General features: G+C 64.0%; 16 protein-coding genes. 5 read left to right on the forward strand and 11 right to left on the reverse strand.

From position 1 onward, the window contains the following. Positions 1–63: 63 nt before the first annotated feature. Positions 64–6,504, reverse strand: coding sequence for an Ig-like domain-containing protein (locus N0B31_RS19855; protein WP_260593379.1), 6,441 nt, complete (start codon positions 6,502–6,504; stop codon positions 64–66). 35 nt (positions 6,505–6,539) lie between these two features. On the opposite strand from N0B31_RS19855, the gene N0B31_RS19860 reads away from it, so the two are divergent. Together N0B31_RS19860 and N0B31_RS19865 are read left to right on the forward strand one after the other, a co-directional pair. Beyond that, positions 6,540–6,794 (forward strand): hypothetical protein, encoded by a 255-nt coding sequence (locus N0B31_RS19860; protein WP_260593380.1) that lies wholly within the window; start codon positions 6,540–6,542, stop codon positions 6,792–6,794. 537 nt (positions 6,795–7,331) lie between these two features. Beyond that, positions 7,332–8,066, forward strand: a complete 735-nt coding sequence (locus N0B31_RS19865; protein ID WP_260593381.1) for a class I SAM-dependent methyltransferase — start codon at positions 7,332–7,334, stop codon at positions 8,064–8,066. 59 nt (positions 8,067–8,125) lie between these two features. Here the strand turns inward: N0B31_RS19865 and N0B31_RS19870 are convergent, their stop codons facing one another. Further along, positions 8,126–9,970: a methyltransferase gene (locus tag N0B31_RS19870; RefSeq protein ID WP_260593382.1), complete on the reverse strand. Its 1,845-nt coding sequence runs from the start codon at positions 9,968–9,970 to the stop codon at positions 8,126–8,128. Between the two features lie 24 nt (positions 9,971–9,994). Between N0B31_RS19870 and N0B31_RS19875 the strand changes: the two genes are divergently transcribed. After that, entirely contained in the window at positions 9,995–11,446 is a 1,452-nt protein-coding gene (locus N0B31_RS19875; RefSeq protein WP_260593383.1) for a glycosyltransferase family 4 protein, read from the forward strand. A gap of 102 nt (positions 11,447–11,548) precedes the next feature. On the opposite strand, the gene N0B31_RS19880 is transcribed toward N0B31_RS19875, so the two are convergent. Together N0B31_RS19880 and N0B31_RS19885 are read right to left on the reverse strand one after the other, a co-directional pair. Continuing rightward, the gene (locus N0B31_RS19880) at positions 11,549–13,063 is read right to left on the reverse strand and encodes a lipopolysaccharide biosynthesis protein (protein WP_260593384.1); all 1,515 of its coding nucleotides are present in this window, start codon (positions 13,061–13,063) and stop codon (positions 11,549–11,551) included. 31 nt (positions 13,064–13,094) lie between these two features. After that, positions 13,095–13,979: an alkaline phosphatase family protein gene (locus N0B31_RS19885; RefSeq protein ID WP_260593385.1), complete on the reverse strand. Its 885-nt coding sequence runs from the start codon at positions 13,977–13,979 to the stop codon at positions 13,095–13,097. A 345-nt stretch (positions 13,980–14,324) separates the two neighbouring features. Between N0B31_RS19885 and N0B31_RS19890 the strand changes: the two genes are divergently transcribed. Beyond that, complete coding sequence (locus N0B31_RS19890; RefSeq protein ID WP_260593386.1) at positions 14,325–15,302, forward strand: glycosyltransferase family 2 protein; 978 nt, start codon at positions 14,325–14,327, stop codon at positions 15,300–15,302. A 40-nt stretch (positions 15,303–15,342) separates the two neighbouring features. Here the strand turns inward: N0B31_RS19890 and N0B31_RS19895 are convergent, their stop codons facing one another. The 5 genes from N0B31_RS19895 to N0B31_RS19915 form a co-directional block, all read right to left on the reverse strand. Beyond that, entirely contained in the window at positions 15,343–16,386 is a 1,044-nt protein-coding gene (locus N0B31_RS19895) for an NAD-dependent epimerase/dehydratase family protein (RefSeq protein ID WP_260593387.1), read from the reverse strand. A gap of 89 nt (positions 16,387–16,475) precedes the next feature. After that, positions 16,476–17,429, reverse strand: coding sequence for a lysylphosphatidylglycerol synthase transmembrane domain-containing protein (locus N0B31_RS19900; RefSeq protein ID WP_260593388.1), 954 nt, complete (start codon positions 17,427–17,429; stop codon positions 16,476–16,478). Beyond that, positions 17,426–18,109 carry a PHP domain-containing protein gene (locus tag N0B31_RS19905; RefSeq protein WP_260593389.1) on the reverse strand — a complete coding sequence of 228 codons (684 nt, stop codon included), beginning with the start codon at positions 18,107–18,109 and terminating at the stop codon, positions 17,426–17,428. The genes N0B31_RS19900 and N0B31_RS19905 overlap by 4 nt, the downstream gene beginning before the upstream one ends. Next, complete coding sequence (locus N0B31_RS19910; protein WP_260593390.1) at positions 18,097–19,002, reverse strand: decaprenyl-phosphate phosphoribosyltransferase; 906 nt, start codon at positions 19,000–19,002, stop codon at positions 18,097–18,099. Before N0B31_RS19910 ends, N0B31_RS19905 begins: the two co-directional genes overlap by 13 nt. Beyond that, the gene (locus N0B31_RS19915; protein ID WP_260593391.1) at positions 18,999–19,994 is read right to left on the reverse strand and encodes an NAD-dependent epimerase/dehydratase family protein; all 996 of its coding nucleotides are present in this window, start codon (positions 19,992–19,994) and stop codon (positions 18,999–19,001) included. Before N0B31_RS19915 ends, N0B31_RS19910 begins: the two co-directional genes overlap by 4 nt. A 180-nt stretch (positions 19,995–20,174) precedes the next feature. On the opposite strand from N0B31_RS19915, the gene N0B31_RS19920 reads away from it, so the two are divergent. Further along, positions 20,175–21,896 (forward strand): ArnT family glycosyltransferase, encoded by a 1,722-nt coding sequence (locus N0B31_RS19920; RefSeq protein WP_260593392.1) that lies wholly within the window; start codon positions 20,175–20,177, stop codon positions 21,894–21,896. Positions 21,897–21,952: 56 nt separating this feature from the next. Here N0B31_RS19920 and N0B31_RS19925 read toward each other — a convergent pair whose 3' ends face one another. Together N0B31_RS19925 and N0B31_RS19930 are read right to left on the reverse strand one after the other, a co-directional pair. Continuing rightward, a complete protein-coding gene (locus N0B31_RS19925; RefSeq protein ID WP_260593393.1) occupies positions 21,953–22,870 on the reverse strand; it encodes a hypothetical protein in 918 nt (305 codons plus the stop codon). A gap of 162 nt (positions 22,871–23,032) precedes the next feature. Beyond that, positions 23,033–24,889, reverse strand: a complete 1,857-nt coding sequence (locus tag N0B31_RS19930; protein ID WP_260593394.1) for a hypothetical protein — start codon at positions 24,887–24,889, stop codon at positions 23,033–23,035. Between the last annotated feature and the right edge of the window lie 227 nt (positions 24,890–25,116).

Raw genomic sequence — 25,116 nt, forward strand, 5'->3', positions numbered from 1 at the left:
AGCGCAGAGGATGCGCCAGACTGCCACGAGACACTGTATCTCCACCGAGCAGGTGAGTCGTCGTCAGCTACTGGTGTCGAGGTAGGTATCTTGGAGGTACTGTTGGACCTGTTGGCGTTCGGTGTCGGTGAGAGCGCGGTCATAGACCAGCACCGCGGCGACTTGCATGTCGAGGTATGGGGGTGCGTCGAGTTCCGCGCCGAGGACAGCCTGACCGGTACCGGTGTCGAAGGTGTGGGTTCCGGTGCCGATTTGGGTGCCGTCTTTGTAGTGGGTGAACTGGTCGTTCGCGAGGACGACCGATTGAGTCAGCCACCCGGCATCGGTCCCCGTGACGCCTGCGGGGTAGTCGTTGGGGCCGCCCCAGCCCTGGAGCATCAACTCGCCGTTGTCGTCGACGGTGGTGCCGAAGGCGCGGTTCGGTGAGTGGTCACCCCAGGCGAAGCCGCCGAAGCCGACCGACTGGTAGCTCGTGACGAGGAAGACGGTCCGATTCTGGTTGCTGGTCGGGAAGCCGTTGAGGCTGGTCCGATTCAGGGTGTCGTCGGTGCCGTCGAAGCTCACCGCCGCCGCTCCCGAAGGCGTCGCACCGGTCACCAAGGTGGGGGCGCCCTCGGCCGAGAGGTCGTTGTCCTGGCCGGACTGGTCGGCCCAGCTCGTCACTGCTCCGTCGGTGGTCGAGAGGCCGGTGTCGGACTCGAGGTGCAACACCAGCCCATTCGTCACGGGGAGGTCCGTCGTGCCGCTCGCGGTGACGTCGATGGAGACTGTGGCCTCGTTGGACGTCGCTCCGTCGTCGTCGTCGACGGTGTAGGTAAACGAGTCGGTCGTGGTGGTCGAGCCGTCGTGAGTGTAGGTGACGATGCCGGTCGACGTATTCACCGAGGCCGAGCCGTTCGACGGGGCGGTGACGATAGTGACTGAGGACGGTCCGAGGGTTCCGTCGCTATCCGAGTCGTTCGCCAGGACGTCCACCTCCGCTGATTCACCTTGGGGAACGGACGCGGAGTCGTCGTTGGCTGTTGGCGCCGTATTCGAGGAGGTCACATCGATGGAGACGGTGGCTTCGTTCGAAGTCGCTCCGTCGTCGTCGTCGACGGTGTAGGTGAACGAGTCGGTCGTGGTGGTCGAGCCGTCGTGAGTGTAGGTGACGATGCCGGTCGACGTATTCACCGAGACTGAGCCGTTCGAAGGTTGGCTCACGATGGTGACCGAGGAGGGGTCGAGCGTGCCGTCTGAATCGGAGTCGTTGGCGAGGACGTCCACGTCGACCGAGTCACCTTGTGTGACCGAGGCGGCGTCGTCCAGTGCGGTCGGCGCCGTGTTGCTGGTCGTGTCGAGGTAGGTGTCTTGGAGGTACTGTTGGACCTGTTGGCGTTCGGTGTCGGTGAGAGCGCGGTCGTAGACGAGGACGGAAGCGACTTGCATGTCGAGGTATGGGGGTGCGTCGAGTTCCGCGCCGAGGACAGCCTGACCGGTGCCGGTGTCGAAGGTGTGGGTTCCGGTGCCGATTTGGGTGCCGTCTTTGTAGTGGGTGAACTGGTCGTTCGCGAGTGTGACGGACTGGGTGAGCCACCCGGCATCGGTCCCCGTGACGCCTGCGGGGTAGTCGTTGGGGCCGCCCCAGCCCTGGAGCATCAACTCGCCGTTGTCGTCGACGGTGGTGCCGAAGGCGCGGTTCGGTGAGTGGTCACCCCAGGCGAAGCCGCCGAAGCCGACCGACTGGTAGCTCGTGACGAGGAAGACGGTCCGATTCTGGTTACCGGTCGGGAAGCCGTTGAGGCTGGTCCGACTCAGGGTGTCGTCGGTGCCGTCGAAGCTCACCGCCGCCGCTCCCGAAGGCGTCGCACCGGTCAGTAGCGTCGGAGCTCCTTCCGCAGCGAGGTCGTTGTCCTGGCCGGACTGGTCGGCCCAGCTCGCGACGGTTCCGTCGGTGGTCGAGAGGCCGGTGTCGGACTCGAGGTGCAACACCAGCCCATTCGTCACGGGGAGGTCTCCCGTCGTGTTGCTCGAGGTGATGTCGATGGAGACCGTGGCCTCGTTCGATGTCGCGCCATCGTCGTCGTCGACCGTGTAGGTGAACGAGTCGGTCGTGGTGGTCGAGCCGTCGTGGGTGTAGGTGACGACGCCAGTCGTGGTATTGACCGAGGTCGAGCCGCTCGACGGGGCGGTGACGATCGTCACGGAGGATGCGTCGAGGGTACCGTCGCTATCCGAGTCGTTGGCCAGGACGTCGATGTCGACGGATTCTCCCTGCGTAACGGACGCCGAGTCGTCCAGTGCGGTCGGCGCCGTGTTGCTACTCGTGTTTAGGTAGGTGTCCTGGAGGTACGTTTCGACCTGTTGGCGTTCGGTGTCGGTCAGGGCGCGGTCGTAGACGAGGACGGCGGCGACTTCCATGTCGAGGTACGGCGAGCGGTTCAATTCTGCTCCCAGCACCGCCTCGTTGGTGCCCGTATTGAACGTGTGAGTCTGGGCGTCGATTTGAGTGCCGTCCTTGTAGTGGGTGAACTGGTCGTTGGCCAGCACGACGGACTGGCTGAGCCAGCCGGCACCCGTTCCGGTGACGCCTGCGGGGTAGTCGTTGGGGCCCCCCCAGCCCTGAATCATCAAGACGCCCTCGTCGTCGACGGTGGTGCCGAAGGCTTCGTTTCCGTTCACGTCGCCCCAGGTGAACCCACCGAAGCCGGTCGATTGATAGCTCGTGACGAGGAAGACAGTCCGGTTCTGGTTGCCAGTCGGGAAGGCGTTGAGTGTCGACCGTGAGAGTGCGTCGTCGGTGCCGTCGAAGCTCACCGCGGCGGCTCCCGACGGCGTCGCGCCGGTGATGAGGGTGGGGTCTCCCTCGGCCGAGAGGTCGTTGTCCTGGCCGGACTGGTCGGCCCAGCTCGCGACGGTTCCGTCGGTGGTCGAGAGGCCGGTGTCGGACTCGAGGTGCAACACCAGCCCATTCGTCACCAGCTGGTCGCAGGCACCGACGGCTTCGTACGTCGCGGTGTAAGTGGTGTCCGTCTCGGGGACGGTGATATCGTGTACACGAGCGCCGCCGTCGGACCAACTCTGGAATGCGTACTCCGTCCCGTCGACACACTGCGTCTCCGGTGCTTCGATAGTGTGTGTGAAGTTGATGGCGGTGTCGTGGGTGTACGGCGTGTCTCGAGTGATCGAGTCGAGTTTGAACGACAGCCCTGACGGTTCGGTGTCGAACGTGAGGTTGACCTTGTCTGGGAAGACGAACACCGAATCCGTAGCGGTCAGTCCGTCGGAGTCCGTCACCGTGACCGTCGCCTCGTAGCCAGTGTCGCTGCTGTAATCGTGGCCTTCCGTCGGAACCGTGTAGTTCGCCGTGTCTCCGTTAACGTCGTCGAAGCCAGGGTGGGTGTGCTCGTCGTGCAGGAATGTCAGCGTCCAGTCGTACTGCGAGTCGGAGAGGGTTCCGTCCTCGGGGTCCGAGGCGTTAGCGACGAAGTTGATCGTCTCGCCCGCCCGGAACAGGGACTCGTTGGCCGGGGCCGTGATGTTCACGCTCGGTGGACTCCCGACCTGAATCGTGATACGTGCGGACGTGACCGTATTAGACCCGTCCGTCACCTCCAGGTACGCGTCGTAGCTTCCCGGCGAGCCGTACGTGTGAGTCGCGTCCTTCCCGCTCGCCTGTGTCCCGTCGCCGAACACCCAGGTGTACGAGAGGGCATCGCCGTCGGGGTCGGTCGCGTTCCCGGTGAACGCGACTGTCTGGGGCGAGGGCCCCGACGTCGTATTCGCGGTCGCCTCCGTTATCTCGGGTGGCTGATTGTCGGTGTAGCTGATTCGATAGACGTTACCGTCGACGATACCAGTGTAGTAAAGCGACCCGTCCGGTCCCTGTCCGACGAATACGATGGCGTCGCTCGAGCTGTAGAAGTCCTCGCTCGTCTGGACGTCACCAGTACTGTCGAACGTCAGGTACTTGATCCAGCCCCGTACGTAGTCGCTGTAGAACAGTGTCTCGTTGTACGTCGACGGGAACTGTTGTCCCCGATACAGCGGACCGACGGTCACCGACGCCCCGGTCCCGTCGTGCGGGTAGGCGTAGATGGGGTCGGTGTAGTCCGGGTTGTCACAGTAACCTTCACACTCGGGCCAGCCGTAGTTCGCGGCGCTCTCACCTAGGTTGATGTCCTCGTAGGCGGTGCTGTCGTTGTTTCCCCCGACCTCGCCGATGAAGAAGCGCGAGGTCGGTTGGTCGAAGTTCGCACGGTAAGGGTTCCGGAGCCCGTAGGCGTAGATGGAATCCAGGGCGTCCGGGTCGTCGACGAACGGATTGGTGCTCGGGATGGAACCGTCGCGGTTCACCCGGATGATCTTGCCGTTGGCGTTCGAGAGGTCCTGCGCGGCCGAGCCGTTGAACTGTTCACCGGTCGTGAGGTAGATCCGTCCGTCAGGGCCGACGTCGAGGCCACCACCGAAGTGACAGCACCGAGAGACGTTCGTCTGCTCGTTCTGCCAGACGACTGCCTCGCTAGCTGGGTCCCCCGCACTCTCGATGCCACCGCTGTTCTCGACGTGCTGGAACCGGGAGATGCGGTTCTTGTCGACCGTGTCGTTCGTGTAGTAGACGTAGAAGTACCCGTTCTGACCGAAGTCGGGGTCCAGCGCGATGTCGAGGAGACCCTGCTCACCCCTCGTCCGGACGTTCGACACCGTCATGTACGGCTCGGCCACCGCGGGCGACTCGGTGGCGTTGGCGATGAACATCTCGCCGTTCTTCTGGAGAAGTATCATCCGTCCGTCTGGAAGGAACGTGAAGGCGACTGGTTGGTTGTACCCCGTGAGTATCCTGACCGCCGAGAAGTTCGAACTGGTGGAGAAGCTAGCGGTGGACGTGTCCTGGGTCGTGCTCAGACTCTTGGTCTGGGTGTCGTCACCGATCGTGCTCGTCGACGACGGATCGACGACGCCTCTACGGCCTCGAGGAGCGTCCTTCGTGACCTCGAAGGTGACCGTGGCGATATTGGAGAGGTTCCCGTCGTCGTCGGCCACACGGTACGTCAGCGTGTCCTCGTACCCGGCGAACAATCCGTGAGCGTACCGTATCCTCCCGGAGTTGCCGAGGACTTGCAGCGTGCCGTTGGACGGCCGCTCTACGATATCGAGACTCGACTGGTCGAGGGTTCCGTCGGGGTCAGCATCGTTCGCCAGAACGTCGACGACCACGGTCGTTCCGGGATACAGCGCGACCGCATCGTCGCTCGCTGTCGGCGGTTCGCTCGTCTCGATGCCCGTCACGTCGATGGAGACGGTGGCCTCGTCGGAGGTAGCGCCGTCGTCGTCGTCGACGGTGTAGGTGAACGAATCGGTAGCGGCCGTCGAGCCGTCGTGGGTGTAGGTGACGGCTCCCGTTGTCTCGTTCACGGTCAGTGTCCCGTTCGATGGTCCGCTCACGACAGCGACCGTCGAAGCGTCGACGGTCCCCTCCGTGTCGGAGTCGTTGGCCAGCACGTCGACGGCGACCGACTCACCCTGCGGAACGGACGCGGAGTCGTCGTTGGCTGTCGGCGCCGTATTCGAGGACGTCACATCCATGGAGACAGTCGTCTCGTTTGAGGTGGCGCCATCGTCGTCAGCGACGGTGTAGGTGAACGAGTCGGTCGTGGCGGTCGAGCCGTCGTGGGTGTAGGTGACGACGCCGGTCGTCCCGTTGACTGTCACCGTGCCGTTCTCGGCCCCACTCGCAACGGTGACCGACGAGGGGTCCAGCGTCCCGTCGAAATCGGAGTCGTTGGCCAGCACGTCGACAGTAACAGACTCACCCACTGGCACGCTGGCTGAGTCGCCGTTGGTGTTCGGAGGCTGATTCGGTTCCGCTGTGGACCCGATGTAGGTGGTGTCCAGGTCCTGCTGTAGCTCCTCGCGTTCGGCGTCCGAGAGTGCCCGGTCGTACACTAGGACCGCTGCGACGTCCATCTCGGTATAGGGTGGTGCGTTCGGGTTCGCCCCCAGTACGATCTCGTCGGCCGCTGTATCGAAGGTGTGCGTCGCGACGTCGATCTCGCTCCCGTCGGAGTAGTGAGACAGCCGACCGTCGTTCAGGACGGCGGTCTGCGTCAGCCAGCCGGCCCCCGTCCCGGGAGTCTCGGAGACGAAGTCGCTGGAGCCACCCCACCCCTGGATTGCCAGTAGTCCGTCTCTGTCGACCACCAGTCCGAACGCCTGGTTCCCCCGGGGAGCACCGTAGCTGAACCCCCCCGTCCCAGTAGAGCGGTATCGAGCGACAAGAACGACAGTCCGGTCTTCGCTCCCCGTCGGAAGGCCACTCGTCCCGTCGCGGCGTAGCGCGTCATCGTCACCGTCGAATCGGAGTGCCGGCATATCGGTCGGAGTTCCGGACCTGAGTAGCGCTGGTCGACCGGTCGCGGAGAGGTCGTTCCCCCCCGACGTCTGGTCCTGCCACGCCGTAGCCGTCTGACCGTCGGTGACGACGCCCTCGTCGGCCGTCAGCGCGAGGACGAGACCATCGGTCACCGGCACGGACATCGATTCGCTCTCCGTCGGTGTTGGTGTTGGCGTTGGAGATGGTGTTGGTGTTGGCGTTGGAGATGGTGTTGGTGTTGGCGTTGGAGATGGTGTTGGTGTTGGCGTTGGAGATGGTGTTGGTGTTGGCGTTGGAGATGGTGTTGGTGTTGGCGTTGGAGATGGTGTTGGTGTTGGCGTTGGAGATGGTGTTGGTGTTGGCGTTGGAGATGGTGTTGGTGTTGGCGTTGGAGATGGTGTTGGTGTTGGCGGGACGTTCGTCGGGGTCGGCGTCGAGGTAGATTCTGGCGTCGAAATCGGTTGGGAAGAGGGGGTCGGTGTCTGCGTCTCAGAGACGTTTGGGGTAGTGCGTTCGAGCCCGTCGCTCACGGAGACGAGGTCGGTGCCGTCCCCACCGGCCTCTGTGGGCTTCGGGGTGATCGCTGTCACCCCCGATAGGCTCGCCGCGATGACCAGAAAGAACGCAACCAGGACCGTGGAGAGTTGGTGAAACGACATTCACCTGTCTACCCCATGGCAAATAAGATTGTTAGATACATGCTAGACATTGTCGTGATCGGAGATGTCTCGTGCTTAGAAACATCAATAATCAATGACTGTCTTATCTCGACTACTGTCGCCGAGTAGACGGCCCAGTCTCAAGATGAACGTGCGGAATCCGCTTCCGATAGTGACACAGTAACCTATACGACCACGAGAAGAATACGACTGTGAAATCACAACCCTCACCGGAACGTGGCCGACAGAGCGGCAGACCTCACGAGAGCCCCCCGGAACGAGACCACGAGAACTCGGCATCTTCAGAGGAGAAACAAGGCGTGCTCGACCGAGCTCTCAAGATCGCACGTGAGGACGGTATCCTTCAGCTGCTCCGCAGCACGGAACGCGTCGTTCGTGCGCGACTGCTCTACGAACTCCAGAAGCACGAGATGACTCGTCAGTTGTACGAGTCGGCGTTTGCCTACACCGATTACTGGGAAAGTCGGTATGCGGCGGGTCGCCCCTCCGGCCCCGGGTCTGTGGGTGCTCACGCCCGATTCAAGGCCGACGTTGTCAACGAACTCGTGGCCGAGAACGATGTCGAGTCCGTCCTGGAGTTCGGCTGTGGGGACGGTTCCCAACTCGAACTCGCCGAGTATCCGGAGTACATCGGGCTCGAGGTGTCCGAGTCCGCCGTCCAACAGTGCGCCGAGCGATTCGCCGACGACCCAAGGAAGAGTTTCTTCCTGTACCGGCCGAGCTCGTTCGTCAACCGGGGTCCGTTCGACTCGGACGTGGTCGTCTCCCTCGAGGTGCTCTTTCACGTAGTGGATCGCGAGACGTGGGAGAAGACGCTCTCGGACATGTTCAACGCGGCTCGCAGATACGTCGTTGTATTCTCGAGCAACCGTGACGACCCCGCGACCGACAAGATGCACATCCGACATCGGCGATTCACCGAGCACGTCGAACGGGAGTTCCCGGAGTTCGAACTGATCGAGGTCGTCGAGAACCCGTTCGAAGAGCGACACTCCGATTTCTACATATACGAACGGACCGCCCCAGAGGAGTGACCTCCCCTTGGTGATTCGACCGAGACAGCTTTCGCCCCGAGCTAGCGTCCACGCTCGACTTACTGAGAGGCCGACGTTCGCCGCTGGTCGGCTACCGCCCTCGCCTTCTGTGAGTCGTCTGGCGCACAGTCGAACGGTCCGTCGAGCAGGTTCGTCAGGGCCATCAGGTACGAGCCGACCTCGTAGGCGCCCTTGAACATCTGGTCGGACACGTCCATCCGTCCGTCGACGGTGAGGAACCGCATCGGAACCCCGATATCCGATTTCGTGTGTAGGTTCTCTCCAAGGACGTTGGCCCCGTAGATCCACTCCATCGCCCGCCGGACGACGTCGGAGTAGCGTCGGTCGCCGCCCGCACGATAGTACTCCCCGACGGCGTTGACGAAGAACGTCTGATGACACGAGTAGAGGAAGTCCCAGTGCGGCGGTCGGCGACCGAGTCGTTTCTCGATATCGTGGCGGAGTCTGACCCGGACCGGGAGGTCCTCCCAGACGAACGCCCCGCTCTCGAGCAGTCGTTCACGAATCGTGTAGTCGAGGACGCGTTCGGCAGTGGCGAGGTACCCATCCGCACCGAGGGCCCCTGCCGCCCGGCAGACTCCCCACAGCGTGTACATCTGGTTCTGGTGGCGTAGCGTCGTGTGGTTGTCGAACTCGAAGAGGTCGTCGTCGTTCAGCCGCTTGTTGACCGTCCAGAGCCCATCGGCCAGTGCGCCTCTGACCTCGTCGTCGCCGGTCTGCTCGTACAGGTGTGCCCAGCCGAAGAGGAGAAGCGAATCCTCCGCGTGCTCGAACTGGTAGGTGGCCTGCGAGTGCTCGAACAGTTCCCGGGCGGTCCGGACGTACACCTCCTCGTCGAAGGCGGTGGCCGCGAGCGAGAACGAGGCGACGAGTGGGCCGACACCGTAACTCGGCATCTCCGCACGGATGGTACCGTCCTCGACCCGATCCCTGAAGTACTCCAGCTCTCTCCGTAGCTTCTCGTCGTACGTCGTGGTTCCCAGCCCGGACGTCCGCCATCGCAGCGCACCCACGAGCGCGAACGGTGCGTATCGCCACTGCAACTCGTTATCGACCCGCCAGATCGGCGACCCGTCGTCGTCGAACCGGTATCCGAGGCCCCTGGCGATTTTCCGTCCCCCTTCGTCCCAGAACCCGTTCTCCGCAGTCGGCCGGAAAAGCGCCTCTAGTGCGTCTGAGAGATACGACCGGTACGGGAGTGGTCGAACCGACAGGACGACCTGCGAGGCGCACTCCCAGCGTCCTCGGTCGGTAATCTGTTCGGTGCGCCGCGCCGCGAGCGACGCTGCAGTCTCCTGAATGTCCGTGGGAAGTCGGGTGAGGTACCGGTGCACTCGGTGAGGGAACTGATAGATGAGCGTCCGGTCGTGGAGCCACCAGTCCGGCGAGACGAGATCGAGTACCTCGTCGGGTTCGTAGTAGCGCATCCGCCCGCCGTCCATCGGGTAGTACGGAGAGCGGGTCGTCGGGACGGTCAGGACGACCGGGCCGGCACAGACCCGGTGAAGTTCGTCGGTCAGCGTCTCGATGTCGAGGAACAGCCAGTCGTAAGGACCGACAGAGAGACCGCCGTCGAACCGCCCAGAGTCGAACTCGAGGACGGGGGCCGTCGGGTCTGTCACCACGTACTCGTCGACCGAGTCCCCGAGAATCTCCTCCGCGCGAGCAGACGCGTCCCGGGAGAAGTCGAGTCGGGTGATCCGTTCCGCCTGAACGTCGGCAGTGACGTTCACCTCCGAGGCGACGTCGAGTAGGTGAGCGTCTCGACCGGTCAGTCCGGCGAGGCACTGCCGGGTCGCTCGTCTCTCCGCGTCCCGGAGGTACTGTACTGTCGGGTTGGCTGGTGGCTGCTTCACCCAATCGACGAGTGTTGTTTCGTCCATGGCTGTTGATTCTCGGTTCTGTTCGTGGGAACCGGAGCACGTGAAGTACCCCGGTCCCCACCGATACCGACAGCGGTCGTCGCCGCTGGCGGTCCCCACGACCGTCACCTCGCGGGAGTCGTAGCGACCCAAACGCGACTATGGGTAAAGTATTTATTCCTCGACATCTCGCTGGTAGAGGTGTCGATGCACGTCTGTATGCTCTTGGAGGGGGGCTACCCACCCGACATCCGGGTGACCAAGGAGGCGACCGCTCTCGTGGCCGCCGGTCACAGGGTCACCGTCCTCTGCGAACGGGACGCGGCGGAGCCGGCGGACGAGTCACGCGACGGCATCGAGATTCGCCGTCGTCGGCTCCGGGAGGCACCAGACGGTGTCGCTGGTATCGTTCGCGGAGCCAAATTCCTCGCGTCCTACGTGAGACGGCCCTGTGTCTCGGGGATTGAGGACCTTCACGTGACAGACCCTATCGACGTCCTCCACGTCCACGACCTCCCGCTTGGCCGGTCGGCACTCGAGGCGAGCGAGCGACTCGACCTCCCCGTCGTTCTCGACCTCCACGAGAACTGGCCGGAAGCGGTCAGACAGTACCGCGGTACGGATACGTGGCGCAGATACGTGGAGACACCGAGCTACCTCGCGGGACGGATTGCCATGCCGATCGCTCGCTGGAAGCGGATCGAACGAGACTGCGTGCAGCGTGCGGACCGAGTGATCACGGTCGCAGAGGAGGCGAAGCGACACTACGTCGAGGACTGCGGTGCAGACCCCAGTGACGTCGTCGTCGTCTCGAACGTCGTGGACCTCGAACGGTTCGACCGAGATGTCGAACCGGCCACCGTCGATGGTGAGTTCGTCCTCTCGTACGTGGGCACGCTCGGTGGACGGCACCGCGGTATCGAGACGGTGCTTCGAGCGATGCCGTCTCTCCTCGAGACGATTCCTGAGGCACACTTCCTCGTCGTCGGTGCCGGTGCGGCGTACGAAGACGAGTGCCGTGCGCTCGTGAGTGAACTCGGTCTTGAAGAACAGGTGGCCTTCACGGGTTGGGTCGACTTCGAGCAGATACCGGGCTACGTCGCCGCGAGCGACGTGTGCTTGGTTACCCACCGCTCGACGGGTCACACCGAGACGACAGTTCCGCACAAGCTCTCGCAGTACATGGCGATGGGCAAGCCAGTAATCGTCACGGACGTCGGCCCGCTCGAGCGGATTATCTCCGAGTCGAATGCAGGGTTGGTCGTTCCAGACGGTGACTCAGATGCTCTGGCCCGGGAGGCGATCGAGCTCCACCAGCGCCCCAATTTTGCGGCAGAACTTGGCTCGAACGGTCGACAGGCCGTCGAGGAGAGGTACAACTGGGAACGTGGCTCTGCATCCCTGACGGCGATGTACGACGAGTTGGCCCGCGCCGAGTGCGACTCGACTGGATACAGGGACGCGGAACACTACCGCTCTCCGGAAGCTTCGATGTAGGACCGACCCTCTCTTCTGGTGGTCGACCCGTGTGACGAACACCTCCTCGACTGGAGATTCTAGTGCAGCGGCCCCGTCGCCTGCGCGTCCCTCGGATGCGACCTAACCGCGGACGGTGCTGATCAAGGTGCGGACGTTGCGGGTGATCCCCCAGTCGAACAGGCTGTCGAGCAACGTCACCAGAACGAGGTACGCAATGCCTCCCAGGACGATGAGTGCGACGAGCTCGAGGCCGCGAAGAGCCGGTTGGAACTCCTGGCGTACCGTGAGGACGAGCGCTCCCATCAACAGACTGGCGACGATCGGGTAGACCAGCTCCCGAGCGACCTCGAAATAGCTGAGCTGGAGCAACGAAGCCGTGATGTACAGGCGGACCGGGATGGTGACGACGGTGACTCCTGCGACGACCGCAGCGACGCCTTCGATGCCGAACTGTACCGCAGCAGGATAGATGGCGGCAGCGAGGAGCGCGAGTTGGAGGATGCTCACCTTGCTCACGAGTTCGGGGCGTCCGACGGCCTTCCAGACCTGTTCGAACAGGACGGTTAAGGCCGTCACCCCACCGTATACGGTGAGAATCTGCATGGTTGTGATTGCCGGCGTCCAGTCGTCGCCGAGGACCACATCGACGAACACTGGTGCGACGGCGACGATTCCAATCACCATCGGGAAGGACAGGACACCGACCAGCCTGAGTGTCTGTAGAAACGCATTACGTAACCGGTCGCGGTCGTCCTGGAGCTTCGAATACATCGAGAATACGACGTTGGAGATGGTCCGAGTGACCTCTGTCGCGGGAGCGGTTCCGACCCGGTAGGCGATCTTGTAGAACCCGAGCGCCTGCGCCGAGAGGAACACACCGACAGCCGCGTCGTCACCTTCCTCGAGGAAGAAGTTGACCACGTTGTTCGCGGTTATCCACTTTCCGTACCCCAGCAGCTGGCCGGCTTTCTCGAGGTCGAAGGAGACACTCGGGCGATATCCCTGCAGCCAGTACGAGAGGAGAAGCCGCGTCGCATCGGCCGCCAGATACCCGTACACCAGCGCCAGAACGTCCGGCGAGACGAGTGCATATCCGATCGCGACGACCGCCTCGACGATGCTCCCTCCCATCCGGAAGAGAAACTTCAGGTGGAAGTCGAGACGTTTTTCGAAGTAGACGACTCCTGGGTTCCTCACCGCCAGCAGGAGCGGTGAAACGGCGATCAGATGGAGCAGGGGGACGACACGACTCTCCCCGAAGATGCCCGCAACCAGCGGTGCCCCAAGGAACAAGAGAGTCGCGATGAGCGCTCCTCGAACGAGCTGAAGGACCCACGCGGTGTCCAGGTAGTGATCGACGTCGTCCTCGTGGCGGTGGATGAGCGCCTGGTTGACCCCGAGCCGCGAGAACCGGTCCAGTCCCGCGACCACCAACAGGACGATTCCCATGAGCCCGAAGTCCCGCGGCGACAGTAACCGCGCGAGGACGAGGAGCACCAGCAACTGGAGGAGGCGACCGCCGACGTTCTGGAACGTCTCCCAGAGCCCGGAGTGGACCGTGCGGCTGTAGATGTTCCCACTCGGTGTGATGCGCCGAACGAGATCCCTCAGCTTCTGGAGCAGGCGCGAGATCACTCCCTTCCGTCCTCCAGCGCGTCGATCGCGGTCACGACCGGTATCCGAGGGCCCTCAGATGCTCCCCGAGGTCCTGTTCGCCCAGCCCCGTGGCGACGTGCTCCGGTTCGCGAACCTCGAAATCGTCTCGTCCGGCCCCCTCGGCCAGAACCCACGGGACCCGCTTGACCGCTGGGACCGGATTGTGTTTCGGGTGGCCGTAGACGAACCACTCACCCATCGCGTTGCCGTGGTCGGAGGTCACGACCACGGTTCCCTCGACGTTCCGGATGACGGTCTCGACCTCGTCGAGCACTCCCAAGAGGTTCTGGCCGTAGTCCTGCCAGATCTCGTCGCGTTCGTACCGGCCTTCTTGGAGGCCACGCCACACGTTCTGTGTTCCTCCCTCCCCACCGTTCCCGACCGAGTCGTACTTGCCGGGGCAGTGCAGGAAGGGGGCGTGTGGCTGTACGTAATGAATCACGTATCGGTCGGCGTCAGTCTCTCTGTACGACTTGATGGCCGCGTTCGTCACCGCGCCGGGACGGGTGACACCGTACTCCGGATCGACCGCGTAGCTCCACACCTCCTCGATTCCGTACAGCCGAGTGGCGTCGATCTCCGTGACGAATCCCGTGGAGGATATGTAGAACGTTCCCGAGACGAGCTCGTCCGGACCCCGGTCGAACGTCTTCACGAGCCACTCTGGTGTCGCACTGGCACACGAGTAGATGGGGACCACCGACTCGAACCGCTCGTACACGTCGTGTCGTGGCGCGAATTCCTCGAATAGGTCGTAGCGACAGGCGTCCAGTATGATGAGTACGTCCCACTCCTCGTCGTAGATGTTACGGCCGTAGCTGATTCGACGACCGAGTGCTGACAGCCCGATGTCGTAGAAGTTCCGGGGGGCGTTGACCGGATCGGAGGCCAGCACTCGTCCGAACTCTACTATGTGACCCAACCTCATCCCGTTCTGAGGGTCGGTAGCTATCCAGTGATGAAATATTTTCCGGTGAGATGACCAATCTCTCCGACACTCGTGGGGTCGACCGCGACTGCCACTTGGTTACGTTTGGAGCGCCAGAGAGCTTATGACCTTCCCGGAGCCTCGGGACCCTATGCAGTCGTCTGCCTCCGGTATCAGCGCTGTGGGTATCACGGGTGTCGGACAACACGCTGGTAGTGACGCCCCTGACACGTTCAGCGAGCCCGAGTGCTGGGCGCTCGAACCAGGGATGTGGAGACACCACCGGCGGACGTCGTGGGGCGAGCCCCGTCTATGAGCGATGGGGGGACGGAGAGTAGCCCGTCGGTCAGCGTCGTCCTACCGACGTACAACCGCCCTGCACGGCTCGTCGAGGCCGCAGAGAGCGTCGCCTCGCAAACCTACGACGATGTCGAACTGCTCGTCGTGGACGACCACTCCGACCGACCAGCCAGTGACGTCCTCCCCGCTGACTCGCTCGGGGGGTCAGTCACGGTCCGCCACCTCCGTCACGAAGAGAACCGCGGCGCGAACGCCGCACGGAACACCGGGATCGAGGCCGCGAACGGCGAGTTCGTCGCGTTTCTCGACGACGACGACCGGTGGGACCCGGAGAAGCTCGAGCGACAGGTCGACCGTTTCCGGACGGCCCCCCCGGACGTCGGCCTCGTCTACACCGGGACCCGATACGTCGGTCCCGATGGGGAGGAGCTGCTGGTGGAACCCGCGACTGAACACGACGACGCGACCCGTGCCATCCTCGTGGGCAAGCCCATCGGGGAGTTCTCGACCGTCCTCGTCAGGCGATCCGTGGTGGAGGCCGCGGGACTCCCGGACGAGCGGTTCCCGTCCTGGCAGGACCGCGAGTGGTACCTCCGTGTCTCTGAGCACTGCTCGTTCGCCGCGGTACCCGATGCGCTGATGTACCGGGGGATGGGATACGACGATCAGATCCACCAGAACTTCGAGGCCAAACGGGACGTGTCGTACCCGTTGTTCCTCGAGAAACACCGTCCGCTGGCGGCCGAGTACGGCCCCCTCGTGGAGCGACGCTTCGTCGCCACGCTCTCTCGGTCGCTCGGGATGTCGGCTGTCTCGACGGGTAACTACGCCGACGCACGGCGCTACCTCCTCCGGGCGATTCGCTACTGGCCGGGGGAGACCAGAGCGTATCCGTACCTCCTCGCCTCGCTCGGCGGGGAGTACACGTACCGGGCTGGAAAGCGAGTGGCGGGTCTGGCCCGGGCGGCCCGGGAGACGCTCGGCGTCTGACGAGCCCCGGTTTCCGGCCCGTGCTCGCGAAACGCTCGGTCTAGAGCCGGAGCCTACGGACGAGGCCCAGCAGTCGTTGGCGTGGTGCGGTGCGGTGGACGCTCCCCGTCTCGGCCGTCGCCTCGATGTCCTGGGTCGCGTGCCAGTCGTAGGCCCGCTCGAACATCTCGAAGTTGCTGTCCTCTGGCTCCCAGCCGAGGACGTCTCTCGTCTTCGAGACGTCGAAGTAGTAGTCGCGAAAGACGCTCTTGTAGTGCCAGGGTGCCAGCGGCGACAGTTCGAGTCGGTCGAGGATACCGAGCCCGAAACTCGCCGGGGCCGCGGGGACGTAGACCACCGAAGAGTCCGAGTCGGCGTACTCGATGACGTGGTCTAGGTCCTCACCCAGCGTGTTGTACTCGAGGTTCCCGACGTTGAACACCTCCCCTCGAACGTCCGTGACGGCCGCCCGGTGTGACGCCGACGCGAGGTCGCGTGCGCTCACGAGCTGGAACTGGTTTGTTCCGTCACCGAGCATGAACACGAGGCTGTCGCGGTCCATCCAGTCGAAGAGGATCTCGTAGATGCCCGCCCGGCGCTCGTCGAGGACGGTTCGCGGCCGCAAGACGTTGACCGGAAGACCCCGTTCGGCGTAGTCGAGCGCCACCTTGTCCCCGGCGAGCTTCGACCGGCCGTACGCGCCGATGGGGTCGAGTCGTGTCTCCTCGGTGACCGGCATCTCGTCGAGGCTGTAGACCGCGCTAGAGGAGATGTGTGAGACTCCCTCGACGCCGTGCTCTAGCGCGGCCTCCATGACGTTCTCGGTCCCGTCGACGTTCACCTCCCAGAACTCCGTGCCTGCCTTCGTCAGCGGTACGAGCGCGACCGTGTGGTGGACGTAGTCGACCCCCTCCATCGCCTCGGCGATGCGGCGTGGCTCGCGCACGTCACCTTCGACGAACGTGACGGCCTCGGCAAGGTCAGTCCCGGAGATGTCGGGTTCGACGCGGTCGAACACCCGGACCTCCGCTCCTCGCTCGAGGAGGTGTTCTGCGATGTGACTGCCGACGAACCCGGAGCCGCCTGTCACGAGATGGGTTCCCATAGCTAAGCGTCGATTGGTTGAACAATCAAGTTTGCGTCGGCGAGACGGATAGCCAGCGCGGGCCCCCGGCAGCCTACCGCCTCCCTGGCTCAGTCACTCCCGCCCGGCATCTGTCGCCGGTAGACGTAGTAGCTCGGGAGGGCCGCCAGCGCCAGCCCCGCAGAGAACCACAGGGTCACCGCCCGCGTGAGGAGTGTCGCACCTACGGCCACACTCCGGGACACGTCGAGTTCGACGAGTAGCAGCGTCATCGAGCCCTCTGTCGCACCAATCCCCCCTGGCAGGAGACTCAGTGCGCCGAGGATACTGGACAGCGCGAAGACGAAGGCCGACGCGAGGATGCCCGGGTCGACGCCGAACCCCGACAGGATGAGCCACAGTCCCAAGCACTCACAGAACCACGATACCACGCTCAATCCGATGGTCACGGTGAGCACGTCCGCACGTAGCAGTTCGTACGAGTTCTCGTACGTCCGCCGAACGCTCCCGACGTGGTCTCCTACCCTGGGGATCCGACCCAGCAGGTCGAAGAGGCGTTCACATGTCGGCCGGTGACGGAGCAGTGCGACGCCGACGAAGAGCGTCCCGAGCAACCCGACCGTGAGAACCACCGATCGCCCGAACGTGTACACGCCCAACAGTGCGAGACAAATCACCCCGACGAGGTCGGTCAGTCGCTCCACCGCGACGACTGGACTCGACCGGCTGATCGGCACGCCGTGGTCGTCCCGGAGTAACCACGACTTCCAGAAGTCGCCGAGCTTCCCGGGTGTGAGTATCATCACGAGGGCACTCGTGAAGACGCCGAGACTGCCGAGGAGCGGGACGTCGATGTCGAGTTCGCGGAGCAGGTACTCCCACTTCACGAACCGGAGTGCCTGGTTCGTCAGCGTGAGGCCCATGGCCAGTGGAAGCAACCACCACTGGTACCGACCGAGCACCCGTACGACCTCACCGACATCGGCGTACACCGTGAGCGCCAGCGAAACTACCATGACCAGCGCGACCGCGTACCAGACGTTCGAGGGGATCGACCACCTCATCGGAGCGATCTCGCGAGTTTGACTACTTTCGTTCCCGCGTGGTTCACGAGCGACCCCCTCGTGCCGACCGCTCGGACCCGTCCATCACGTATCGCCGTCTTCACACGGGGGAGGCGCTCTGCGACGGGTACGTCGTCGATGTCGACGTCGACCACCGTGTACGCGTTTCCAACTTCGCGGGCGAAGTGCGCGTCGCTCCCCCCGACGCCAGGGAGGCCCCACTCCCGAGCGAACGAGCGTGCGCGGTCGTTGTAGCTCGGACGGACACACCGGGCGTTGAAGACCTCGAACGCGTCGAGCGCGTCGGCGTACGCCGCCGGGTTCTCGAGTCCCTGTCGCAGTCGGTCGAACGGGTGGGGCGCGAACGCGAGTCCTCCTTGGTCGTGTATCGCGTCGATGACCGCTTCGGGTGGTTGCCACGGCCGTATCTCCTCCTCGACGAAGAGTCCGATGATCTGCCCTGCGGGGGTGTCGACCTCCTCCGCCGGGACGATCAGCATACCGTCGTCGGCGAGGCCGAGCGCCTCGTGCACACCTGCGACGGTGTTGTGGTCGGTCACGGCAACGCCGTCGAGGCCACGACGGCGTGCCATCGCGACGAGCGTCTCGACGGGCATCCACCCGCACGAGGGGGAGTAGCGGGTGTGCGTCTGCAGGTCCAGTCGGATCAGAGCGACCACCCCGGCGGAACGACGTACAGCAGCACCAGCGTGGTGATACCCCACAGAAGGAAGTTGACCATCGTCGTGCGGTCCAGCAGCATCTCCTTCGGGTCGCTGATGTGGCCCTCGATAGCGAGGTAGACGTACCGGAAGACCGCCAGATACGCGAACGGGATCGTGAGCATCATCGCCAGGTCGCGGGCGAAGAACGTGTACAGTGAGTACGCGAACAGGAGCATCGCCGCGACGCTGAGGAAGACGAACTCCAGAAAGTCGGTGGAGTACTTCGCGAGCGTCGTTCGGGCTTCGGCGGGGTCGTCGAGTCGTTCGAGTTCGGCCCAGCGTTTGCCACTTCCGAGCATGAGTGCCGCGAGGAAGGTCGAGAGGAGCAGCCAGGGGCTTATGGGCGACCCGATGAGCAGTATCCCACCGATGGCCCGGAGGACGAAGCCGCTGCTGATGACCAGCAGGTCGACGATGAGCACGTCCCTGAGCGCGTAGTCGTAGAGGAGGTTCTGTGCGACGTAGGCGACCAGTATGGCCGCGAACGTCGGTTCGACCACCCAGGCGGTCGCGAGACTCGAGACCGAGAGGACCACCGCCGTGACCGCCGCGGTCGTGATTCCCACTTGGCCGCTCGCGATGGGGCGGTGTCGCTTGGTCGGGTGTCTGCGGTCCTCCTCGACGTCCGCGATGTCGTTGGCGATGTAGATGCTCCCTGCGACCGCGGAGAACAGGACGGCACCCATGGTCGCGTCGACCCACGCGTCGAGGTTGAGTGCGTTCATCGAGAAGACGACCGGGATGAACAGGATGACCTGTTTGTACCACTGGCCCGGACGGACTTCGCGGACGAGCCCATCGAGCGAACTCCAGTAGTCGCTCAGTCGCTCCCGTGTCCCGAAGCTCATAGGTGGCCCTGTTGACGTGCCCACTCGACGCTCTCCTCGATTCCACTGTAGAGGTCTGTGGGCGGTTCCCAGTCGAGTTCGTCCATGGCCTTCGACGGGTCGCACGCGATGTGCCGCGACATCTCGCCGGCGACGTGGACGTTCTGCTCGTACATCCCGAGGTTCCCGAGCGTCACGTCGACGATCTCCATCACCCGTGACACCGGCGTCGGGATGTAGATCGGTCGTAGCGTGTCGGCGCCGAGACAGTCCGCGATCGTGTGGTAGATGTAGTCCGTCGTGTACGGCTGTCGGTCCGCGATCCAGTACGTCTCGCCCGCAGCTATGTCGCGACGGTCCTGGATGGTCAGCAACGCCTCGACGAGCTTGGGCACGTACGTCATGCTCCGGAGGTTCCGCCCGTTACCGAAGACGAGCGGGTTCCCGCTCTGAATCATCCGCATCAGTCGGTTCATGCGGGCCGGCTGGCGAGGGCCGTAGTACCAGCATGGACGGACGATCGTGTAGTCGAGTCCGGTCTCCTCACCGTACCGACGCACCGCCTGTTCTGCCCGGTATTTCGAGAGCCCGTAGTCGCTCTCGGGTCGGCAGGGCATCTCCTCGGTCATCAGTGTACTCGGACTGTCGTTGAACCCCTGCGCGGCGTTCGAGGAGACGAAGACGAAGTGTTCGGCACCGGCGTCGCTGGCTGCGGCGAGCATGTGTTCCGTTCCATGTGTGTTGACGTCGTAGAAGAGGTCGGCACCGAAGAGGTCGGGAGAGTGGACGAGGCCGGCACAGTGAAACACCGTCTGGACGTCGCCGTCGAACAGTCCCTCGAGCGAGTCGGGGTCACGCACGTCCCCCGTGTGAAACTCGACGTCGAAGGGATCGAGCGGGGCGGTGTCCTCGCCTTCGAGGACGAGACATCTCGTCGCCTGATCGGTACGGTCGAGTTCCTCGACCAGTCTGGTCCCCAGCCATCCAGGTGCCCCTGTGACGACGACCGGCATGTCAACAGAGTCCCGACCTATCGGTCTTAGTTGTATGCGAATTAACAGGTGGTCGGCCACGAGGGATAGTATCCACTCGAGACCGGCTGGCGGACGCCACCGGTCGTCACCGCGCCACGGGACGTGTACGGTCGATAGACAATGAATAACTATTACCGTAGGTTCGCCTCCTCTTCACCGATGGCTCTCGGCCCCCGGCTCCGCTCGGTGATGGTCGGGCACAGACGCTTTCTCTCGGTTCTGATTGTCGGGTCACTGCTCCTCTTCACCGGCATCTGGAAACTTGACCCCCATCTGATGCTGGTCGACGAGTACGCCGCGGTCGGACGGAGTCTCCAGATGGGTGTTCAGCGCGACCCGTTTCCCGAGGCTGCTGTCAAGGGGGGGAACTTCCACCTGTACCTCCTCGCGTTCGCGTTCGCTGTGGGGTTCGTCTATCTCTTCCTGACGGGGAAGTTGGCCGACGTGGACCCTGGTGAAGTGGGCGGGACCGACGCCTGGAACCAGGTACTCGCCCGGCTCAACGAATCCCCCGCGTTCGCGGAGGTGTTCTACACCTTCGTGTTCGCCGGACGGCTCGTCTCGGTCCTCCTCGGAATCGGTACTATCGTCGCCGTCTATCTGGCTGCCGACTGGGCCTACAACCGGCGGACCGCGCTGTTCGCCGCGGCACTGTTGGCGACCAGCGAGGGATTCGTCATGGCGGGTCACTTCGCGACCGAAGACGTCCTCATTACGCTACTCGTCGCGCTGTACTTTCTGACGTTGGTAGCCTACCACCGGAGCGAAGACGAGCGCCTCCTCCTCGGGCAGGCGTTCGTGATTGGACTCGCCGTCTCCGCCAAGGCCATCGGTGGGATACTCACTCTTCCGTTCGCGGCCGTACTCCTCTCGCGGTGGCGGCGGTCGGAGAGGTCCGTGCCCGGACTCGTGCGACTCGGGATGGTCCACGGGGCCGTCGCCGCCGTCGGGTACGCGCTGACGACTCCGACCGTCGTCGTCCATCCCCGGGGGTGGTGGGACAGCATGATCGGGTCGTTCACCAGCTCGGTCTCGGGCTACACGAGTTTCGACCCCGAGACCGGTCCGGTACTGGCGGTCGGCCTCCTGATGGAGCAACTCGGACTGGCGACGTTCACGCTGGCCGCGCTCGGGTTCGGGTACGTCGCGTACCGGCTCCGCCGGAACCGGTCCCCGCCACTGGACTACTACCTCGTCGCGTTCGTTCCAGTCTACCTCCTCTTCGTGAGTTCCGTCTCGGGTATCCTCTCGTGGCGCCTGATTCCACTCATCCCGCTCCTCGCGATACTGGGCGGCCGTGTAGCCGACGCCGTGCTCGAGCGGGCGGCCATCGGGGTGACGGCCAGACGGGCCGTCGTCGGAGCACTCGCGGTCGTGCTGGTCTTCTCGTTGGCCAACGCCGCCGGTTCGGTCGCGCTCTTCTTCGACGACCCCCGGGAGAACGCGACGGAGTGGGCCGACGACGAGGTACCCTCATCGGCGACAGTGGACGTCTACTCGCCCCGGATTCACCTGCCGGAGTTCACCCCCGAGACGACGGTGAACCGTCATCTCCTGACGGTCGCGACGGAGACGGAGCGCGAGCGGGCGGTCGAGCGTGTCTACTGCGCGGCGCCGGAGTTCGTGGTGGTCAGTAGCTACCAGTACGAGAGCTATCTCCGTGACCCGGGGGTCCAACCGGCGGTGACGGAGATGTACCGACGACTACTCGATGGACGGACCGCCTACGAAGTTGTGGCGCGCTTCGGTCGCTCGCGGGGTGCCGACCTCCCCGACGATCCGCTGGTCAGGGGAGCCGTCCTCGGAACGACCGTCGTCGAGACGCCGGGCCAGACGATACTCGTCTACCGCCGGTCGAACGAGGCGGCCGTCTCTTGCTAAGCCGGGACAGGTCGCGCAGCGCCGGTACACTCGAGCGGACCGGGGCCTGTCCGCTCTCACATCTTGTAGCCGAGGTCGCGCAGGCGCTGTTCGAGTTGCTCGAGGTCCACGTCGTCGTCGTCCCCCCCCGGTTCATCGGCGACGATGCGCTTCCGGTCCCCGTTGTCGATGACGTGCCACGGGACCTTCGTCAGCGGTTCGTTGTAGAGGCCGTTCTGGTGACCGAAGTCCCGTATCGGGACGAACTGGTGGCGGTCACCGAGCATCTCACCGTGGTCAGCTGTGACGACGGTCTTTCCCGGGAGAGACGGAAGGAGGTCGCCGACCGCGTCGAGGGCGATGTCGAGGTTCTCACGGTACGCCTTCACGACCCGTTCCGGGGTCGCCTCCGGAGAATCTCGGAGTATCTCCTCGAGCGAACTCGAGTTCGCCCGGAAGTGCTCGCGACCGGTCGGTCCGATGAACGGGTGGTGGGGCTGGATGTAGTGGACGATCAGTCGCTTGTCGGGGTACTTCTTGCTCACCTGGCGGGCTTGCTCGGTGACGACCTCCGGCACGACGACCCTGAACTCCTCGCTGTGGTAGGTCCCGTCCTCGTCCCCCATGTGGAGGTCGATGTAGTCGTGGACCGACGCGTCGATATCGTCCCGGAGCCGACGGTACCAGCTGTTGGCCGTCAGGTAGACGGTGTCGTGCTCGTGCCGGCCGCTGAAGTTCGCCCGGACGAACTCGGAGGTCGCGGCACCCCTCGAGATTCGAAACTCGAGCTGACCGGGGAGGTCGGACTGCTCCGCGAAGGTGTCGTGCCGGCACGCATCGAGGATGACGAGGTTGTCCCAGTCGGCTTCGAAGATGTCTATCCCCGCAGGGTTGAACTCTCGAGTGCCGAGCCGTGTGTGACACAGGCGATTCAACTCCCTGGCGACTGCTCGTGGTGACCGAACCGCCCGCCCGAGATCCTCGAGGGTGTACATCGCTCGAACCTGTCGTCAACTGTACGATACGTCCAGATAATAAACCCTCGGCCGGATGACCCGTCACCCGTGAGACGGGGACCTGACTTCTAGGGGTCAGCAAGCGTCAACGAGCTAGCGGCGGGACGTCGCGAGCGGTTCGCCCAGCGTCCGGTGTTCGGTTCAGGACGGCGCACCCGAACTCGTCCCGTTCTGGACGAGCCACCCCTCGAACCCACCGTTCGTGTACACGTGGTTCACCGTCGGGTCTCGTCCCATCCGTGCCACGTCGGATTCGTCGTACAGGAATAGGGTCTCTCGCTGCCTGGGGGTGAAGTAGTCCGCCTGGTAGAACGTCGTGTCGTGTTCGTTCGTCACGACGTAGGCTTCACCGTAGGTCGCACTCGCCCGGTCGTGTTCGAGATAGCCCAACCGTTCCGGTATCTGGTAGTCGGGCCCCATCGGGAAGGGGAAGTGGTGGGTCCGGTCACCGTAGATGTACCACTGCATCTTGACCGAGATGTGGTGTGTCCAGACGTGCAGGCCTGGGTCGTGATTGTCGAGCACGAACTCCGTGCCCTGATACTCGGGTTCGGTCATGTGCATGTTCACCCAGTAGGTCGTCCCCACGAACGTTCCGAGTAGTGCCGCGGCGACGATACCGAGGACGACCACTACCGTGACGGCCCGTCCGACGGGCCGACCGGAGACCCTGATCTCCCCCTCGTTAGCCCGATAGGCGAGCATCCCGACTGCGATGACCGCCATCGTGATCATGTAGCGCGAGACGCGTATCGGATCGAACGCGACGAGATACATGAAGAGGAAGGCGATGGTGACGCCGACCCCGACGACGAACTGTGTCGAGACGTACGTATCGGCGTAGCTCGTCCGTCTGCGACGGTACTGGAGGAGGACGTGGAGGACGAACAGCCCGGCGAGCACACAGACGAGCAGGACGACGCCGTACTTCTGAAAGAGTCTGACGAGGAGTTGGGCGAGCGAGAGCCCTCCCTCCTGTGCCTGCTGGAGCTGGTCACGAGCGAGCCCTCTATCACCGGAACCGAAGAGATTGAACAAGACCCCCTGCACGGCGACCTTCGTCCGGTTGAACCCGAGGTACCAGGTCACCGCCGTCGGGACGACGACTAGCGGGAGGTACGGGCTGATGGGTCGAGGCGTCTCGGTAGTCAGTCGTCGGTAGACACGCTGGAACACAACCACGGTGGCCAGCACGAGACAGAGCAACACCGTCGTCATCGGATGGAAGAACACGACGGCGGCGGCCACGAGGAGGAGGGCGCCGACGTCCGAGAGGTCGTGGTCGTCCCTGATGCGCTCGACCAGATAGAGCACTACCGGGACGAGCATGAACGAGAAGATGGCTGGGTGAATCCGGACCTGGAACTCCGCGAAGACGAGCGGCGTTGCCCCGAGGAGACCGAACCCGACGGCCCGCGACTGGCCGGTCAGCCGTCGGAGCAGGATCCCGACGCTGGCGATGAAGAGGAGAGTGAAGAGGAACGAGAACAGGTACCTCGAGGGCGCGAGCTCGAATCCTGTCATCGAGAACTCCGCGATGAGCAGATGTTCGAGGGGGTAGAACACCACGGGGGCGCTTCCCTCGATCAGGACCTCCTTGACCATCCCCAGGTGGCCGAGCGAGTCGGCGCGGCTGCGATCGTAGAGGTGGTATCCCCGGTGGAGTGGGAGGAAGAAGAACACACCGTAGTTGGCGGCGAGCAACAGGAAACCAGCCCGCCAACCGCTCCCGAACGCTCCGGCCGCGACGAACAGCAGGGTCGCGGTCACCAGTACGACGGTGAACACGGCCCAGAAGACCGGCGGATAGGCCGCAATCAGTGACGATTCGAAGCCGGTGGCGGGCGGAATTACTACCAGCAGGACGGACTCTACTGCGAACGCGAGGACGCCGACAGTCACGAGGAACCGACGGGATGTAGGTGAACGCAACGGCCGCAACAGGCCGTCCCCGGACTCGTGCTGCGCTGCCGTCTGCCGGGGACTCGTCTCGTCCATCGGACACGAACGTGGAGTGTCCCCGTCGTAATAGCGATTGTGGCGACTGTGCGTTCCGCCCCGCGGCCTGGTCGTCGGTGGAGAGCGGTCGACCGTGATTATCCGACCCCTTACTTTGAGGGGTGGTGCCCCATCTCCCCCAGCGTATGCAGTCCCGGCACGGCCGTCGACACGGCTCTCAGACCGACGTCCGAACGAAGACGACCGAGCGCGTCCGCGGTCGGCGT

The organism is Salinirubellus salinus, assembly GCF_025231485.1.
In the GTDB taxonomy this organism is placed as follows: domain Archaea; phylum Halobacteriota; class Halobacteria; order Halobacteriales; family Haloarculaceae; genus Salinirubellus; species Salinirubellus salinus.